General features: G+C 67.7%; 12 protein-coding genes. 4 read left to right on the forward strand and 8 right to left on the reverse strand.

The genetic code is table 11. From position 1 onward, the window contains the following. Positions 1–38 precede the first annotated feature (38 nt). The 8 genes from ACM6LR_RS36250 to ACM6LR_RS36285 all read right to left on the reverse strand — a co-directional run bounded on the left by ACM6LR_RS36250 (position 39) and on the right by ACM6LR_RS36285 (position 9,294). Positions 39–2,078 carry an iron ABC transporter permease gene (locus ACM6LR_RS36250; protein ID WP_414940061.1) on the reverse strand — a complete coding sequence of 680 codons (2,040 nt, stop codon included), beginning with the start codon at positions 2,076–2,078 and terminating at the stop codon, positions 39–41. Continuing rightward, positions 2,078–3,055, reverse strand: a complete 978-nt coding sequence (locus tag ACM6LR_RS36255; protein WP_414940060.1) for an ABC transporter substrate-binding protein — start codon at positions 3,053–3,055, stop codon at positions 2,078–2,080. Before ACM6LR_RS36255 ends, ACM6LR_RS36250 begins: the two co-directional genes overlap by 1 nt. Before the next feature lie 16 nt (positions 3,056–3,071). Further along, entirely contained in the window at positions 3,072–3,887 is an 816-nt protein-coding gene (locus tag ACM6LR_RS36260; RefSeq protein WP_414940058.1) for an ABC transporter ATP-binding protein, read from the reverse strand. A gap of 179 nt (positions 3,888–4,066) precedes the next feature. Beyond that, the gene (locus ACM6LR_RS36265; protein WP_414940057.1) at positions 4,067–4,933 is read right to left on the reverse strand and encodes a metal ABC transporter permease; all 867 of its coding nucleotides are present in this window, start codon (positions 4,931–4,933) and stop codon (positions 4,067–4,069) included. A 73-nt stretch (positions 4,934–5,006) separates the two neighbouring features. Beyond that, on the reverse strand, positions 5,007–5,750 hold the full coding sequence (locus ACM6LR_RS36270; RefSeq protein ID WP_414940056.1) for a metal ABC transporter ATP-binding protein: 744 nt from the start codon (positions 5,748–5,750) through the stop codon (positions 5,007–5,009). Beyond that, positions 5,747–6,673: a metal ABC transporter substrate-binding protein gene (locus tag ACM6LR_RS36275; RefSeq protein WP_414940055.1), complete on the reverse strand. Its 927-nt coding sequence runs from the start codon at positions 6,671–6,673 to the stop codon at positions 5,747–5,749. The genes ACM6LR_RS36270 and ACM6LR_RS36275 overlap by 4 nt, the downstream gene beginning before the upstream one ends. A 48-nt stretch (positions 6,674–6,721) precedes the next feature. After that, positions 6,722–8,821, reverse strand: coding sequence for a (Fe-S)-binding protein (locus ACM6LR_RS36280; RefSeq protein WP_414940054.1), 2,100 nt, complete (start codon positions 8,819–8,821; stop codon positions 6,722–6,724). A 23-nt stretch (positions 8,822–8,844) separates the two neighbouring features. Continuing rightward, positions 8,845–9,294 (reverse strand): hypothetical protein, encoded by a 450-nt coding sequence (locus tag ACM6LR_RS36285; RefSeq protein WP_414945406.1) that lies wholly within the window; start codon positions 9,292–9,294, stop codon positions 8,845–8,847. A 541-nt stretch (positions 9,295–9,835) separates the two neighbouring features. On the opposite strand from ACM6LR_RS36285, the gene ACM6LR_RS36290 reads away from it, so the two are divergent. The 4 genes from ACM6LR_RS36290 to ACM6LR_RS36305 all read left to right on the forward strand — a co-directional run. Further along, on the forward strand, positions 9,836–10,420 hold the full coding sequence (locus ACM6LR_RS36290) for a hypothetical protein (protein ID WP_414945407.1): 585 nt from the start codon (positions 9,836–9,838) through the stop codon (positions 10,418–10,420). Between the two features lie 80 nt (positions 10,421–10,500). After that, positions 10,501–12,447 carry a flotillin family protein gene (locus ACM6LR_RS36295; RefSeq protein ID WP_414945408.1) on the forward strand — a complete coding sequence of 649 codons (1,947 nt, stop codon included), beginning with the start codon at positions 10,501–10,503 and terminating at the stop codon, positions 12,445–12,447. Then, positions 12,444–17,324, forward strand: a complete 4,881-nt coding sequence (locus ACM6LR_RS36300) for a DNA repair ATPase (protein ID WP_414945409.1) — start codon at positions 12,444–12,446, stop codon at positions 17,322–17,324. The genes ACM6LR_RS36295 and ACM6LR_RS36300 overlap by 4 nt, the downstream gene beginning before the upstream one ends. Positions 17,325–17,502: 178 nt before the next feature. Continuing rightward, positions 17,503–18,049, forward strand: a 547-nt coding sequence (locus tag ACM6LR_RS36305; RefSeq protein WP_414945413.1) for a DUF222 domain-containing protein, incomplete at its 3' end; no start/stop codon positions are given.

Consider the following 18,049-nt stretch of genomic DNA (forward strand, 5'->3'; position numbering starts at 1 on the left):
TCACCGCATCGCATGCGGTGAAGGCCCCTTCAGCTCCCCTAGGGCCGGGTCCGCCAGAGCACCAGGATGAAGTACGGCGTCCCGACCATGGCGATGACCAGGCCGGCGGGGATCTGGGCCGGCGCGATGACCGTCCGTCCGAGGGTGTCCGCGACGCTCACCAGAAGTGCCCCGAGCGTCGCCGCCACCGGGATGACCCGGCCGTGCCGTCCGCCGACCAGCGACCGCGCCAGATGCGGCGCGACCAGCCCGACGAAGACGACCACGCCGATCGCGGACACCGCGGTGGCCGCCAGGATCCCGGAAGCTCCCAGGATCACCAGCCGCGACCGTTCGATGCGCATCCCGAGCACTCGCGGCGTGTCCTCGTCGAGGGCGTGCAGGTCCAGTTCGCGATGCTTGATCCACAGCAGCGGCGTCAGCGCGATCAGGGACAGCGCCACCGGCGCGACCTGTTCCAGCGTGCGCCCGTAGGTCGAGCCCGAAAGCCAGGTCAGCGCCTTGGCCGAGTTCCACGGGTCGGAGACCACGATCAGCAGCGTGATCAGCGCCATCCCGGCCGACCAGACCGCGATACCGATGATCACCAGCCGGTCCGAATCCAGCCCCGACCGCCACGCCAGCCCGTAGACCAGCAGGAACACCACGGTGGCACCGGCACCGGCGGCACCGGCGATCGCCCAGGCGCCGACCGTCGGGACGATGGTGATCAGCGTGATCGCCCCGAGTCCGGCGCCCGCGGTGATGCCCAGCAGTCCGGGTTCGGCGAGCGGGTTGCGGCTGACCGATTGGATCCCGCAGCCGGACACCGCCAGCGCGGCACCGGCGAGCAGCGCGGCGAGTACGCGCGGAAGCCGTTGGTCCAGCACGAAGGTGAGCGCGGTCCCGGTGTCGCCGGTGACCCAGTTCATCAGGTCGCCGAGCAGCACCATCCGGTCACCGAACATCATGCCCACCACGGGGATCACGGCGAGCAGCACCACCAGCGCGCCGGAGATCAGCACGAGCCGCCGCTTCGATCCGGCGAGCCCGACCCGCCCGGCCGGAGCCTGCCGTCGTGAGCCACTGCCGCGGCCGCGCCGGGCCAGCCACACCATCACGACGGCGCCGATGATCGTGGTCACCACACCGGTCGGCACCCGCACCGCCGCGGCCGAGCCCATGATCGCCCGCAGGACGACGTCGGCGCCGAGCACCGTCACCACGCCGACCAACCCGGACACCGGCAGCAGCACACGATGCTTCGCGATCGGCAGCAGCAGCTTCGTGATCACCGGCGCGCTCAGCCCGACGAACCCGACCGGTCCGGCGACGGTCACGGCCGCCGCCGTCAGCGCGACGGTCAGCACGATCGCGCCGACCCGCGTCCGGCGGACCCGCAGACCGAGCACGGTCGCGTTGTCGTCACCGAGGGCGAGGACGTCGAGTTTGCCGCCCATCGCGATCAGCGCCACGACGGCGATCACCACGATCGGCGTCATCTGGCCGGTCGCCCGCAGGTCGGACACCGTCAGGGAGCCGCTGCCCCAGGCGAACAGGCCGGACGTCTCCTGCTCGAACATGAGCAGCAGCAGGATGGTCACCGACTGGAGCGCCAGCAGCACCGCGGAACCGACGAGCACCAGCCGCGGACTCGCCGAACCGCCGCCCGCCAGGCCGAGCACGATGATGGCCGCGGCGAGCCCGCCCGCGAACGCCGCCCCGCCGACCGGTACGAGCGGCAGCGAAAGACCGAACGCCGAAATGGCCACCACGGCGAAATGCGCGCCCGCGTTGACCGCGAGCGTGTCGGGTGAGGCGAGCGGGTTCCGCGCCACGGACTGCATGCCAGCGCCCGCGACACCGAGCGCGACGCCGAGCAGCAGCGCGGCGAGCAACCGGGGAACGCGCGAACCCTCGAGTACCGCAAGGGTTTGCGCGTCCCCCTGGCCGAAGATCGCCTGCACCACGTCCAGTGGTCCGGACGTCGACGTGCCCTGGGTCAGGTGGATGCCGGCGAGGACGACGATCAGCGTGACCAGCCCGGCCGACACCACCGCGGTGCGCACTGCTTGCGGCGCCCGCACTTCCGTCGGCATCAGGCGGTGATGGCCTTCACGATCTGGCCGGCGGTCAGGATGATCGACTTCGGGCCGCCGAAGGTCCACGTTCCGGACTCCAGTTTGTGGATCTTCTTCGACACCACGAACGGCAACCGCTGGTAGACGGCGTTCTGCGCGAGTCCGGTGGTGAAGACGTCCTCTTCGGACGCGCTGTAGAACAGCACGGTCTTCGGGTCGGTGATCGCGGTCAGGCCCTCGACGTCGGTCTGGCCGAGGCCCCACTGCGGGTCGACCTGACCGGTCCAGACGTTCTTCAGGCCGACGGCCTCGGCGGTGTCGGAGACCAGCGAACCCTTGCCGAACGGGCGGATACTGACGGTGCTGCCCTCGAGGTAGGCGTCGGCCATCAGGAACGGGGTGCCCGCGGCGCCCTTGGCCTCGACGGCCTTCTTGCCTTCGGCGAGCTTGGCGTCCATTTCGGACAGTTGCTTGTCCGCCTCGGCCTCCTTGCCGACCGTCTTCGCGATCAGCCTGAAGTCCTCACGCAGGCGGTCGAAGTTCCGGCTCGCGTCGCTGGCCTTGGTGACCACGACCGGCACGTACTTCTCGATCTGCGGCACCAGCGGCGAGTCGCGCTCCTCGGCGATGATGACGACGTCGGGGTTCAGCCCGACGATCGCGTCGACGCTGGGCTCGTTGCGCTTGCCGACGTCCTTGACCTCGGCGGTCAGCGGGACGGCCTTGTCCCAGACGTGGTAGCCCGCGACGTCCGCCGCGCCGACCGGCATGACACCGAGCGAAGCGACCATCTCGGCCTCGCCCCACTCCAGCGCGACGACGCGCTTCGCGGGGGCCTTGAGGGTGACGGCCTTGCCGCGCGCGTCGGTCACCGTGACCGGACCGCTCGGGGCGGCGGACTCACTCGGCGCCGCGGCGGTGTTCTCGGAGGTGCCGCAGGCGGACAGCAGCAGCGCCGCCGTCGCGACGAGGGCGGCAGGGGTCAGCAAACGCATGGTTCTTCCTGGTTTCTCAGGCGGGCCTGGGCGAATGCCGCCCGAGTGGCCTGCAGTGGATCGCGCCCGTCACCGGGTCGTTCGCGACGTGGACGGTGACGCCGTAGGCCTGGGAGAGATGCTCGGTGGTGAGCACCCGCCCGATGTCACCCGTGGCCACGATGGTTCCCTCGCTCAGCAGCACGACCTCGTCGGCGATGATCGCCGCGTGGTCGAGGTCGTGCAGCACCACGCCGACCGCGACGCCTTCGTTGGCCAGATCGCGGACGACGTCGAGGATCTCGACCTGGTAGCGCAGGTCGAGATGGTTGGTGGGCTCGTCGAGCAGCAGCACGGAGGTCTGTTGGGCGAGGCAGGACGCGAGCCAGGCACGCTGGAGTTCGCCGCCGGAGAGTTCGTCGACACCGCGTTCGGCCATCGGCGTCACACCGGTCAGATCCATCGCGCGGCGGATCGCGGCGGCGCCGTCGACGTCGACCCCGCGCCAGCCCGCGCGATACGGGTAGCGGCCGTAGGAGACGACGTCGCGCACGGAGACCCCGCTCGGCGTGGGCCGATGCTGGGTCAGCAACGTGACCTGGCGAGCGAACTCCTTGCCGGACAACGCGCTCCCGCCCCAGACGGTGCGGTCGCCGAGGCGGACGCTGCCCTCGCGGGGTTTGTGCAGCCGCGCCAGCGAACGCAGGAGCGTCGACTTGCCGGAGCCGTTCGGACCGACCAGCGCGGTCACCATGCCCGCGCGCAGCGACAGGGACACGCCGTCCACCACGGCCCGCTCTTGGTGCGCGAGCACCAGGTCATGGCCGGTGAGCAGCGCGTCTTCCGTAGACATGAGGGGAGCCTAACCTAATCAAGCGGTCAGGCCGATGTCGCAAGAGACACAGAGCGCGGGGTGGTTGTCCGGTCACCGAAGGTTCCGAGTCCGTGAAGGACTCCTTGAGGGACCCAGAGTCCCTCAAGGAGTCCTTCACGGACCGCGGGGCCCGACCCGGCTGGACTTCGCCGTCCTGCTCAGCCGAGGGCCGCGTCCCGCCTGCGCTTGGCCAGCCGCTTCCCGACGATCCCGTGCCTCGGCCCGAACAGGTACACGAGGGTGAATCCGGCGCCCTGCACCAGCACGATCATCCCGCCGGACGCGGTGTCGAGGTGGTAGCTCAGGTACAGCCCGATCACTCCGGCGAGCACCGAGAACGACGGCGCGATCACGAGCATGCGGCCGAACCGGTCGGTCAGCAGATACGCCGTCGCGCCGGGGATGATCAGCATCGCCACCACCAGGATCACGCCGACCACCTGCAACGCCACCACCGAGGTCAGCGCGAGCAGCCCGAGCAGCGCGGCGCCGAGCAGCCGCGGGTTGAGCCCGATGGCGTGCGCGTGTGTGGGATCGAAGGCGTACAAGGTGAAATCGCGGCGTTTGAGCATCAGCAGGGCGAGGGTGATCGCGCCGAGGACGCCGATCTGGATCAGATCCGAGACGTCGACGCCGAGCAGGTTGCCGAAGATGATGTGGTTCAGGTCGGTCTGGCTCGGCGTCACCGAGATCAGCACGAGACCGAAGGCGAACAGGGTGGTGAACACGATGCCGATCGCGGCGTCCTCCTTGACACGGCTGGTGTCGCGGACGACGCCGATCAGGGCCACGGCGAGGAAACCGAACACGGCGGCGCCCAGCGCGAACGGCGCGCCGAGGATGTACGCGAGCACCACGCCGGGCAGCACCGCGTGTGAAACGGCGTCACCCATCAGCGACCAGCCGATCAGCACCAGCCAGCAGGAGAGCACCGCGCAGACCGTCGAAGCGACCACTGTGGACGCGAGCGCCCGCACCATGAAGTCGTAGGAGAGCGGTTCGAGGAAGAGGTCGTACAAACTCATGCCTACTCCTCGTAGCGGGTCGCTTTGCGCCGCATGAGCGGGCACTGTGTTGATGGTTCGCTCGCGAGCTCGCTCACGCGGGTTCTTCCTCCCGTTGCAGGACATCGAGGCCGAAGGCCAGCGCGAGATTCTCGGGCCGGAGCACTTCGCCGGGGGAGCCGTGCGCGAGCACCTGGCGCATCAGCAGGATCGCCTCGTCGGCGAGGCCGGGCAGCGCGTGCAGGTCGTGGGTGGAGATCAGGACGGCGGCGCCGTCGGCCGCGAGTTCCTTGAGCAGCCGGGTGATCGTGGCTTCGGAACGCTTGTCCACGCCGGCGAACGGCTCGTCGAGCAGCAGTACGCCCGCGCCTTGCGCGATGCCGCGCGCGACGAACGCGCGTTTGCGCTGCCCGCCGGACAACTGGCCGATCTGACGTCCGGCGAGTTCGGTCAGTTCGACCCGCTCCAGCGCCTGCCCGACGGCTTCATGGTCGGCGCGGCGCGGACGCCGGGTGAAACCGAGATGCCCGTAGCGGCCGGTCATCACGACGTCCCGCACGGACAGCGGGAACGACCAGTCGACGTCCTCGCTCTGCGGCACATAGCCGATCACGCCGGTCTTGCGGGCGCGGGCGGGCGTGCCGCCGTCGACCGTGACCGTGCCGGTGTCCGGCCGGACCATGCCCATGATCGTCTTGAACAGCGTCGATTTGCCGGAGCCGTTCATCCCGACCAGTCCGCAGACGCGGCCGTGTTCGAGCGTGACGTCGACACCGTCGAGGGCGAGGACGTCGCCGTAGTGGACGGTGACGTCCTCGACCCGGATCGCGGCGGTCACGGCTTCGACCCGGTGAGCGCGGCCACGATCGTCTTCGAGTCGTGGCGGATGAGGTCGAGGTAGGTCGGCACCGGCCCTTCGGGACCGGACAGGGAATCGACGTAGAGGACGCCGCCGAACGCGGCACCGGTGGCGGAGACGACCTGGCGCATCGGGGCGTCGGAGACGGTCGACTCGCAGAACACCGCGGGCACCTTGTTCTGCCGGACGAATTCGATGGCGCGGGTGATTTGCTGAGGCGTCGCCTGCTGTTCGGCGTTGACCGCCCAGATGTACTGCTCGGTGAGGCCGGTGTCGCGGGCCAGGTAGGAGAAGGCGCCTTCGCAGGTGACCAGCGCGCGTTCGTTCTTCGGCAGCCCGCTCAGCGCGCTGGTCATCTCGTCCTGGACGGCTCGCAGTTTCGCCTGGTAAGCGTCGCCGTTGGCCTTGAATGTGGCGGCGTCGCCGGGGGAGACCTCGTTGAACGCCTTCACCATGTTGTCCACGTAGATCCCGACGTTCTTCGGCGACATCCACGCGTGCGGGTTCGGCTTGCCCTGGTAGGAGTCCTCGGCGATGTCGATGGGCTGGACGCCGTCGCTGAGCACCTTGTGCGGCGCGTCGCTTTCCGAGACGAACCGGGCGAACCAGGCCTCCAGGTTCAGCCCGTTGTCGAGGATCAGGTCGGCCTTCGCGGCCTTCTTGATGTCGTCCGGAGTGGGTTCGTAGCCGTGGATCTCAGCGCCGGGTTTGGTGATCGACTCGACCCTGAGCTTGTCGCCCGCGATATTCGAGGCGATGTCCGCCAGCACCGTGAACGTGGTCAGCACCATCGGCCGCTTGTCGTCCGTGCCACCGCTCGTTCCGTTGCCCGCGCCGCCGCACGCGGACAAGACGAGCGCGGACATCGCCAGCGCGCAGACGGTCTTGAACGGATTCGCCATCCCGTGAGTCTAGAGTTCGGTGTGCCGAACTTCCAACTCTCGTGTGCCTCAAATCTCCGTGGTCGACCGGTCCCGTTCCTTGACCGTTTCCAGCAGGAGCTGGGAGACGTCGCGCACGGTGACGTTGTCGCCACGCTGCTCGCTCTGCCGCTGGACGAGGCCGTCGTTCAGCATCACGCGGCAGAACGGGCAGCCGGTGACGATGGTCTCGGCGTCCGTGCCGAGTGCCTCGTCGACGCGTTCGAGGTTGATGCGCTTGCCGATCTGCTCCTCCATCCACATCCGCGCGCCACCGGCGCCGCAGCAGAGGGAGCGGTCGGCGTGCCGGGGCATCTCGCTGAGCGTGGCGCCGGTCGCGCCGACGAGTTCACGCGGCGGCTCGTAGACCTTGTTGTGGCGGCCGAGGTAACACGGGTCGTGGTAGGTCACCGGGCCGGCGTCGACCGGTTTGACCGGGGTCAGCTTCTTGGCGCGGACCAGGCGGTTCAGCAGTTGCGTGTGGTGCAGGACCTCGTAGTGCCCGTCGAGTTGCGGGTACTCGCGGCCGAGCGTGTTCAGGCAGTGCGGACAGGTGGTGACGATCTTGCGCGTGCCCGCTTCGCGGCCCTCGAACACCGCGTTCAGGGTCTCGACGGTCTGCTGCGCGAGCATCTGGAAGAGGAATTCGTTGCCCGAGCGGCGGGCCGGGTCGCCGGTGCAGGACTCGTCGGTGCCGAGGATCGTGTACTTGACCCCGGCCAGGTGCAGCAGTTCCGCGGTGGCGCGGACCGTTTTGCGGGCGTTGTCGTCGAACGCGCCCGCGCAGCCGACCCAGTAGACGTACTCGACGTCGTCGGCGAGTTCACCGTCGAAGATCGGCACCTCGAAGTCGAGGTCCTTCGTCCAGGCGAGGCGATCGGAGTTGTTCTGGCCCCAGGGGTTTCCCTTGGCCTCGAGGTTCTTGAACAGGACGCCGAGTTCGCTCGGGAAGGCGGACTCGATCATCACCTGGTAGCGGCGCATGTCCACGATATGGTCGACGTGCTCGATGTCGACCGGGCACTGCTCGACGCACGCCCCGCAGCTGGTGCACGACCAGAGGACGTCCGGATCGATGACGCCGTTGTCGTCCTTGGTGCCGACGAGCGGACGCTCTTCGGGGGCTTCCTTGCCGTCCAGGATGTACGGCGCCTTGTCGAAGAGGTGGTCCCGCAGGTCCATGATCAACAACTTGGGCGACAACGGTTTCCCGGTGTTCCACGCCGGGCACTGCGACTGGCAGCGGCCGCATTCGGTGCAGGTGGCGAAGTCGAGCATGCCCTTCCACGTGAAATCTTCGATCTTGCCGCGGCCGAAGGTGTCGTCCTCACCGGGATCCTCGAAGTCGATCGGCTTACCGGCCGATTCCATCGGCAGCAGCGGACCGAGCGCGTCCGGCAGCCGTTTGGCGGTGACGTTGACCGGCGCCAGGAAGATGTGCAGGTGCTTGGAGTAGAGCACGATCGACAGGAACGCCAGCATCACGCCGATGTGCAGCAGCAGCCCGACGGTCTCCAGCGGCTCGGTGATCGAGGCGCCCAGTGGCTCCAGGAGTTCGCCCACGCCAAGGGAAACCCACGCGCCCGACTCGTACGGGAAGACACCGACCGCCGCCGACGCGCCGCGGAAGAGGAACATCGTCCAGATGACGTTGAAGATCATGAACAGGATCAGCCAGGCGCCACCGGTGTGCGATCCGAAGAACCGGGACGCGCGCTCCTTGCGTTCCGGGGCCTGACGGATCCGGATGACCGCGAAGACCGCGAGTGAGACGACCACCGCGACCGCGATGAAGTCCTGCAGGAAGCCCAGCGCCGCCCAATGCCCGATGAGCGGGATGTGGAAGTCGTGGTCGAACAGGGCGCCGTACGCCTCGAGATAGACGGAGCCGAGGATCACGAAGCCCCAGAACGTGAACAGATGCGCGAGGCCGGGGACGGACCACTTCAGCAGCTTGCGTTGTCCGAAGACTTCGGCGAGATGCGTTTTCGCGCGGACGGCCATGACGTCCGAGCGTTTTTCGTCCGGCTGACCGGACCGGATCAGGCGGTAGAGCCAGGCGGCGCGGCGGGCGGCGAAACCGAGTCCGACGACCGTGATGAGCAGACCGAGGATGAGACGAACGAGCACGAGTCCTCCGGGGGAGAATCGGCTCAGTGAGAGCCGGTGTAGTACCGGCACGCCTTGCAGGCGTACCGCATTTTGGCCACTCGCCACCGTTTTCGGTAGATCTCGAGGTGCCCCGGCCGTGGTGGGTGCACGCCGAGTCTGCGGTGACGACGGATCCGTCGTCCCGTTTCGAAGAGTTCGGTCGCCAGTCCGAGATAGGCGCGTCTGAGCGCGATGCCGGTTTCCCGCGGGTGGTCGCCCGTATGGTTGTCCCGGCAGAACCGGTGCAGCAGGGCGAGGTCGGGGAGGCCGGGTGTGGTCGCGCCCCGAAGGTGTTCGACGACGCCGAGGCCGGGATGCCCCGCCGGAAGGGAGAAACGCGTGGGTAGTCCACAATGGACGCAGGTGAGCGTGCAGCTCAGACATCGGGTGACATGGCGGATCCGCCGTTCGCGCTGATCCCCGTCGATCACCTCGCGAACGTGCCAACCCAAGGGAGCCTCCAAGACCGTGGTGTGTCCTGTGTCACTCTTAATACTGGAGAGTAGGGCGCGTTCCGGTGGTGCGAAAGGTCCAACCGGATGGCTTCGGGGCCGCCGGTCGGCTTAACGCTCCGCACCCGGTCGCACCTTCCGCAACTAGAGGACTACTTGCGGCGGTGGGCGCTTTGCCGAGTAAAAGAAGGCCCCTTCCTGTGCCAGGCGCAAGGAAGGGGCCTTCATGTACTTCGGGCCACGCAAGGCGCCGGAGCGCGTGGGTCGCCGGAGTAGGGCTTGGGTGGTGTGCACACGCTTCGGCTTGCGTGTTCCCAATGTCGCATCTGAGTCGCTGAGTTGTCCCCAATGTGGCATTGGGGACCCTCAACGATCGGGAGCGCTCCGATCCAGGACGACGGCCCGCCGCAAGTAGTCGACTACTCGCGCACCCCGCACGCTTCCGCACACCGTGACCCACTCGTAGCCGAAAACCGCCCGCCCGGCGTCACTCGCTGGTTATAGTCCGGACCCGGGGTAATGGGGGAGGGAAACGACGGCGATGGGCGGGTTCGTCACCGCGGCTCTGGGGTTTCCGGCCGCGCTTTTCAGCTTCCTGCTGATCGTGGTGGTCGGCTATTGGCTGCTGGCACTGCTCGGCGCCGTCGACACAGACGACTTCGACGGTGGCGACGGGCTCCTGGCAGGCTTCGGCGGGGTCCCACTGTCCTTTTCGCTCTCTTTGCTGATCGCGTTCACCTGGTTCGCCAGCCTGGCAGGGACGGTCCTACTCGATGACCTGGAACTTTCGACACCCGCGAGGATCGGGTCCGGTGTCGGCGTGCTCGCCGTCGCGCTCGTCCTCGGCACACTCGGGACGAGGGTGATCGTGGTGCCGCTGCGTCGCGTCTTCGGTCCCGCGAAAGAACCGAGCAGGCGAGACTTCGTGGGTCGCGCCGCGGTCATCCGCACCTCGTCGGTGACCCACGACTTCGGCCAGGCCGAGGTCGCCGCCGCCGACGGGTCGACGGCCATTGTGGACGTTCGTCAGGCGGGTCAAGGCAACCTGACGGCGGGCAGCCGCGTAGTTCTCTATGACTACGACTCCGAAGGCGAGTTCTTCTGGGTCGAGTCTTTGGACATCTGAAGCAGAAAAGGAACACTATGGGTGCCATCAGCGTGGGGGCCGGCGTTCTGATCGCCGTGATAGTTGTCATCCTCCTGGTCTTGCTCTTCACGATCACCAGGTTGTTCAAGAAGGTGCCGCAGGGGAAGGCGCTGATCATCTCGAAGGTCCGCCGGGTGGACGTCACGTTCACCGGCGCGGTCGTCCTGCCGGTGCTGCACAAGGCCGAGATCATGGACACCTCGGTCAAGGCGATGGAGATCACCCGTACCGGCCGTGAAGGCCTGATCTGCCGGGACAACATCCGCGCCGACATCCGGATCTCGTTCTTCGTCCGGGTCAACAAGACCGTCGAGGACGTGATCAAGGTCGCGCAGGCGATCGGCACCGAGCGGGCGAGCGACGAGGCGACGCTGCAGGAACTGTTCAACGCCAAGTTCTCCGAGGCGTTGAAGACCGTCGGCAAGCAGCTCGACTTCGTGGATCTCTACACGAAGCGGCACGAGTTCCGCGACCAGATCATCCGCGTCATCGGCACCGACCTCAACGGGTACAGCCTCGAGGACGCGGCCATCGACTACCTCGAGCAGACGCCGATGGCACAGCTCGATTCCGCGAACATCCTCGACGCGCAGGGTATCCGCAAGATCACCGAGCTGACCGCGATCGAGCACGTGCGCACCAACGAGTTCCGCCGCAGTGAGGAAAAAGAAATCACCCGCCAGAACGTGGACGCCAGGGAGGCGATCCTCGAACTGGAGCGGCGGCAGGCCGACGCGGAGATCAAGCAGAACCGCGAGGTCGAGACCATGCGGGCGCGCGAAGAGGCCGAGATCGCCAAGGTGCAGGCGGAGGAGCGGCTCAAGTCGCAGGCCGCGGGACTGCGCACCGACGAGCAGCTCGGTATCCAGCACCAGAACCAGCAGCGTGAGATCGAGGTCGCGGGCAAGAACCGCGAGCGCGTCATCGCCATCGAGAGCGAGCGTATCGAGAAGGACAGGCTGCTCGAGGTCATCGGCCGCGAACGCGAGACCGAGCTGTCCCGCATCGCCAAGGACAAGGAAGTCGAGACCGAGAAGCGGTCCATCGCCGAGGTGATCCGCGAGCGGATCGCGGTCGAGAAGACGGTGGCGGAGCAGGAAGAGAACATCAAGAAGCTCCGCGTCGTAGAAGAGGCGGAGCGTCAGCGCTCGGCCATCATCATCCGGGCCGAGGCGGAAGCGCAGGAAAGCCTCGTCAAGGACATCAAGGCCGCGGAAGCCGCCGAGGTGGCGTCGAAGCACAAGGCGCGCGAGGAACTCACGCTGGCCGAGGCGCGCCAGCAGGCCGCGGAACTGGATACCCGTGCGAAGATCCGCCTGGCGGAAGGGATCCAGGCCGAGGAGGCCGCCACCGGTCTCGCCGCGGCGCAGGTCAGGGAACGTGACGCGGACGCGCTGGAGAAGGTCGGCCGCGCCGAGGCGATCGTCGCCCGCGAGAAGGCGATCGTGCTCGCCGACGGGATGCGCGACAAGCTCAAGGGCGAGGCCGAAGGTCTCACCGAGAAGGCCGCCGCGATGGCCGCGCTCGACACCGCCAGCCGCCAGCACGAGGAGTACCGCCTGCGCCTGGAGGCCGAGAAGGAGATCCGGCTCGCCGCGCTCACTGTGCAGCGTGAGGTCGCCGAGGCACAGGCCACGGTTCTCGGCATCGGACTGGAGAAGGCCGACATCGACATCGTCGGCGGTGAGACGATGTTCTTCGAGAAGATCATCGGCTCGATCGGCCTCGGCAAGAGCGTCGACGGGTTCGTCGAGCACTCCGACGTCGTCCAGACACTCGCGAAGCCGTGGCTCGACGGGTCGGGCAGCTTCACCGACGACCTGACGAAACTGCTCGGCGCGGTGAACACCGAGGACGTGAAGAACCTGACGCTGTCGGCCTTCCTGGCCAAGCAGCTGCAGGCGGGCGGCCCGGACAGCGACAAGCTGCGTGAGCTGCTCACCGTGGCACAGCGGCTCGGCCTCGCCGAGACGCCGGTCGCCGCTCTCACCCCCGTGAAGCAGTGACGGCGCCCGAACCGGCGGCAGGAACCGAGCTGGACGCGGGCACCTATGAGGTGCTCCGCGTCCGGCTCGCCGCACAGGCCGCCGAACTGGCGAAACGCGCGGACGAGCTCAACACGGCACGGCTGGGCGTCTTCGGCAGCGCGCAACTCGCGCTGATCGGCACGGAACGGATCCGCACCGCGAACAACTGCGTGCCGCGGGACGTCGTGTCGGTCGGCGGGCGGATGTTGTTCGGCTACAACGTCTTCATCGGGCTCAAACCCGAGACGACGGTCGATGACGTCTTCTCGCTGCACAGGTTCAGCCACGACGAACAAGCCTTCCGCTTCGACGACGTGCCCGCCGAAGAGCTGCCGGAGCTGTTGCGCGACGAGCAGTTCGTCCGCGACTTCGCCGAGCTGTACCGGTACTACCGGCAGGCGAAGCTGCTGCAGCTGCGGCGGGTCGAGGGCAAGCTGCTCGCGGTGTTCCAGATCGGCCCCCGGACCGAGGACATCCGGGTGCTGCGCTGGGGCATCGCCGCCGATGGCAAAATGTCCTATGTGGACAACCGGGGTGAACGTGACCACGTCTTCCCGCCGTCACACGACTTCGAATGGGTCGAGACCGGCCGCGAGCAGCACGTTCTCGGGCGGCACCCGCACATCTCGATCGAGGACGAGGTGTTCGTCGAGACCGTCGGCGGAAACCTGACGATCAAGGTCGAGAACAACACCGAAAGCGGCGAAGGCGTCTACTCCGAACCGGTCGCCGAGCCGCTGCAGAGCCTGGCCGACGCCGAGGTCTCCTACGCCAGGATCGGCCCCCTGATCCTGCTGCGGATTCTGCCGTACAAGGAGACCGAGCACCGGTACCTGGTCTTCAACACCCGCACGCGGGACGTGGTGCGCCTCGATGGGATCGGACAGGCGTGCCAGCGGCTGCCCGAGGACCACGGGATCATCTTCCCCGGCGGCTACTACCTCGACACCGGTGTCAGCAAGACGTTCGACACCACTGTGGACGGTCTGGAATTCGAGCGCGTGATCCGCTCGCCCAACGGGGAAGACGTGCTCTACGTTTTTCACGCGCGGGTCGAGGGGCGCTCGCTTCTCCTGCCGTACAACGTGATCCGCAAAGAGGTCTCGAACCCGATCCCGTGCCACGGGTATTCGCTGTTCGACGACGGCACCATGGTCCTTTTCCGCGCGCTGTCCGACGAGCCGAGCCGCGTGCATCCGATGCAGGTGTGGCGGACGCCGTTCCAGTCGGACACGTACGCCGCGTCGCAGCCGGCCGGGACTGGGCCGCTGGAGCGGGTCGGCAACGCCGATCTGGTCCGCGGGATCTCCGACTGCCTCTCGATCGGCCGGATGATCGAGGACATGGCGCCGTCGGCGGCCGTCTTCGAGGCGCTGATCGCCGCGTGCGCGCGGGTTTTCGACCACTACCACTGGCTCGGCGAGGCCGAACTCGGTGATCTGCGGTCGCCGTTGTCGGACGTCCAGGTCACCGCCGAGCAGGTGCTCGACGAATTCGAGACGGTCACCTTGCTCACCGCGCAAGCGGCCGAAGCCGTCGAAGAGGCGGCCGCCGAAACCGCTTCACTCGTGCGGAGGGTGCGGGGTGAGGTGCTCAACACGGCCGACGCGTGGGTGCGCAGGCTCGCCGAACTGCATCGCGCGCGGGGACATCTCGTCACCGTGCGGGAACTGCGGTATGTCGACACCGACCGGGTCGACGACCTGATCGCCGACCTCGACGAGAATTTCGGCGAGGCCGCGCAGCGGGCCGTCCGGTTCCTGCAGGGCGAGGACGCGTTCACGAGCTACCACACCGAGGTGGACGGGCTGATCGCCGCCGCGGGCGCGATCGCGACCGTCGCGGAGGCGGTCCCGGTCGCGGAACGGCTGGACGAGCAATCCGGCGGGCTCGAAGTCCTCACCGACGTCGTCGGCGGGCTGGAGATCGCGGACGCCGTGGTGCGGACCAAGATCCTCGAACGTGTCGGCGAGGTCATCGGCGGGGTCAACCGCGCCAGGGCCACCCTCGAAGCGCGGCGCAAGGAACTGCTGGAGACCGAGGGCCGGGCGGAGTTCGCCGCCGAGTTCGCGCTGCTGGCGCAGGCCATCACCGGCGGGCTCGCGGTGGCGGACACGCCGGACCGCTGCGACGAACAGCTCGGCAGATTGCTGTTGCAGCTGGAAAACCTCGAATCACGGTTCGGTGAGTTCGACGACTTCCTGATGTCGCTCGGCGAGAAGCGCACCGACGTCTACGAGGCGTTCTCCTCGCGCAAGCAGGCGCTGCTCGACGAGCGGGCACGCCGTGCGGACAGGCTGGTCGACTCGGCCGAGCGGATCCTCACGAGCGTGACCCGGCGGGTCGGCACGCTCGGCTCCGTCGACGAGATCAACACCTATTTCGCCTCCGACCCGATGGTCGCGAAGCTGCGCAGCGTCGTCGCCGAACTGCGCGGCCTCGGCGACCAGGTGCGGGCGGAAGAACTCGAAGGGCGGGTGAAGGCCGCCCGCCAGGAGGCCGGTCGCGCGCTGCGCGACCGGCTCGACCTGTACGGCGAGGGCGGGGAGACGATCCGCCTCGGCCGCAACACCTTCGCGGTCAACACGCAGGACATCGACCTCACGCTGGTGCCGCACCAGGGCGGGATGAAGTTCGCGATCACCGGCACCGACTACCGCTCGCCCGTCCGGGACGAGTCGTTCGAGGCGACGCGGCCGTACTGGGACCAGCTGCTGGTCTCGGAGTCGCCCGAGGTCTATCGCGCCGAGTACCTGGCGACGTCGATCCTGCTCGAGAAGCCGGAGCTGCCGGAGACCGACCTGCTCGAGGTCGTCCGGCACGCCGCGGGGGACCGGTACGACGAGGGTTACGCGCGTGGCGTGCACGACCATGACGCGGCCGCGATCCTGTCCACGTTGCTGCGGCTGCGTTCCGGTGCCGGATTGCTGCGCTATCCGCCCGCCGCGAGGGCCGCCGCTCAGCTGTTCTGGGCGTTCGGCGCGGAAGAGTCGGCGAAATCCGCGTGGACGACGCGGGCGACGTCGCTCTCGCGGGTGCGGGAGGCGTTCGGCCACACCACGGCGATCGACTCGCTGGCGCGGGAATTCACCGAGGCGATGGCCGGGTTCACCGCGTCGTCCGGGCTCGCGCTGGACCTCGAATTCGCCGGAGAGTACCTGTTCGAGGAGCTCGCCGACGCGTCGCCGGGGTTCGTCACCAGCGGCGGTGCGCGAACCTTGCTCGACAAGTTCCGGCTCGACAGGCGCAGTTTCGCCGAAGACCTGCGCGCACTCGAAGACCTCGCCGACCGGTATCAGCTCGCCGAAGCCTGGCTGTCGTCCTTTGTGGACTCCGCTGGCCTGTCCGCCGACGAGCTGACGGAAGCCGTCGCGATCGAACTGGCCGACCTACCCCGCTACGATTCTTCGGCGGAACTTACGGCCACTGTGGACGGTCTGCTCGGTTCGCATCCGCGGATCGTCAACCGGTCACTGACCCTGCGGCTCGACGAGACGCTGGCAAGGACGGGGCGGTTCCGGCGTGACCGGGTGCCGGGTTTCCGGGCGTACCAGCGGCAGCGCAACGAACTGGTGGCGGCCGAGCGGGACAGGCTGAGGCTGACGGAGTACAAGCCGAAGGTGATGAGCGCCTTCGTGCGCAACAGGCTGCTCGACGAGGTCTACCTGCCGTTGATCGGAGACAACCTCGCCAAGCAACTCGGGGCGACCGGCGATGCCCGGCGCACCGACCAGTCCGGCCTGCTGCTGCTCATCTCGCCGCCCGGGTACGGCAAGACGACGCTCATGGAGTACGTCGCGAGCCGCCTCGGACTGGTGTTCGTCAAGGTGAACGGGCCGGCACTCGGGCACGAGGTCACTTCGGTGGATCCGGCGGACGCACCCAACGCGACCGCGCGGCAGGAGGTCGAGAAGATCTCGTTCGCGCTGGAGCAGGGTAACAACGTGTTGCTGTACCTGGACGACATCCAGCACACGTCGCCGGAGTTGCTGCAGAAGTTCATTTCGCTGTGTGACGCGCAGCGGCGGATGGAAGGCGTGTGGGAAGGCCGGACGCGGACCTACGACCTGCGTGGCAAGCGGTTCGCGGTCTGCATGGCCGGCAATCCGTATACCGAGCAGGGCAAGCGGTTCCGGATCCCGGACATGCTCGCCAACCGTGCCGACGTGTGGAACCTCGGCGATGTGTTGTCGGGCAAGGAAGATCTGTTCGCGCTGAGCTACGTCGAGAACTCGCTCACCGCGAACACCGTGCTGGCACCGCTGGTCTCGCGCGAACAGTCCGATGTGGACGTTCTGGTACGGCTGGCCCGCGGCGACGGCGCTGTCCGGGCGGATCAGCTGAAGCACGCGTACTCGGCGACCGAACTGGAGCAGATCCTCGCCGTGCTGCGGAAACTGATCCGGATTCAGCGGATCGTGCTGAAGAACAACCAGGCGTACATCGCTTCGGCGGCGCAGGCGGACGCGTCCCGGGTCGAACCGCCGTTCCAATTGCAGGGTTCGTACCGGAACATGAACAAACTCGCGGGCCGGATCGTGCCCGCGATGAACGACGCCGAACTGGAAGCGCTGATCGACGACCACTACGCCGGTGAAGCGCAGACGCTGACCTCGGGTGCCGAGGCCAACCTGCTCAAGCTGGCGGAATTGCGTGGACGGCTGAGCGCCTCGGAGGCGCAGCGGTGGGCGGACGTGAAGGCGGCTTACCTGCGGGCGCAGGCGCTCGGCGGGAACGACGAGGACCCGATGAGCCGCGCGGTCGGCGCGGTGGGCCTGCTGGCGGACCGGGTCGGTGCGGTGGAAGCGGCGATCGAGCGGGCTTCGGAACGGATGGTCGTGCGCGAGGTGACCTGAAGCCAGGTCTCCGTGAGTGGTAAGGACGGTTGGAACCGTCCTTACCACTCCCGAGCCTCAACGGTCACCTCTTGGAATAGTCGCCGAAAAACGGCAACATCCTGTTGTGGTCGCGTGTTCGGAAACTGTCGGTGGTCGGTTGTATGTTCGCTGAGTGGACATTCACAAAGCCGCACCTGTGGCACTACTCGAAGACACAACCAACCCAAGAGTCTTGGAGGAGATCAACGCTTCCTTGAACCTCTTGGATGACAAGGGTTCTGTGGCTGTGGCTGTTGCGGCTTCGGTGGGGATCGCTCGTTTGGAGGCGGTTCGGTTCCGGGCGTTGGCGCAGTTGAATCGGCATCGTGGGGGCGCGCGGAGTGTTGCTCAGGAAGTCGCGTTCGAGTTGTCTCTTGTGGATGGTCATGCGGGTGCGATGGTCGCCGCCGCTGACGCGTTGACCACTCGTCTGCCCCGGACACTGGACCTGTTGGATCAGGGGAAAGTGAGTGGTTTCGGGGCGATGAAGGTCGCCGCGGCGACGGTGTGGTTGTCGGATGAGAACGCTCTCGCCGCTGATGCTGTGCTGGGGGACCGGTTGGCGGGGAAGAACTGCGAGCAGATCCGGAAGGCGGCGAGTCACGTCGCGGCGACGGTCGACCGCGAGGGCGCCGACAAGCGTGCCGAGCATTCTCGCGAAGGTCGTCGGCTGGCGGTGCGGCAGGGCGAGACGGGGGTGGCGT

The organism is Amycolatopsis sp. cmx-11-32, assembly GCF_047608695.1.
GTDB lineage: Bacteria > Actinomycetota > Actinomycetes > Mycobacteriales > Pseudonocardiaceae > Amycolatopsis.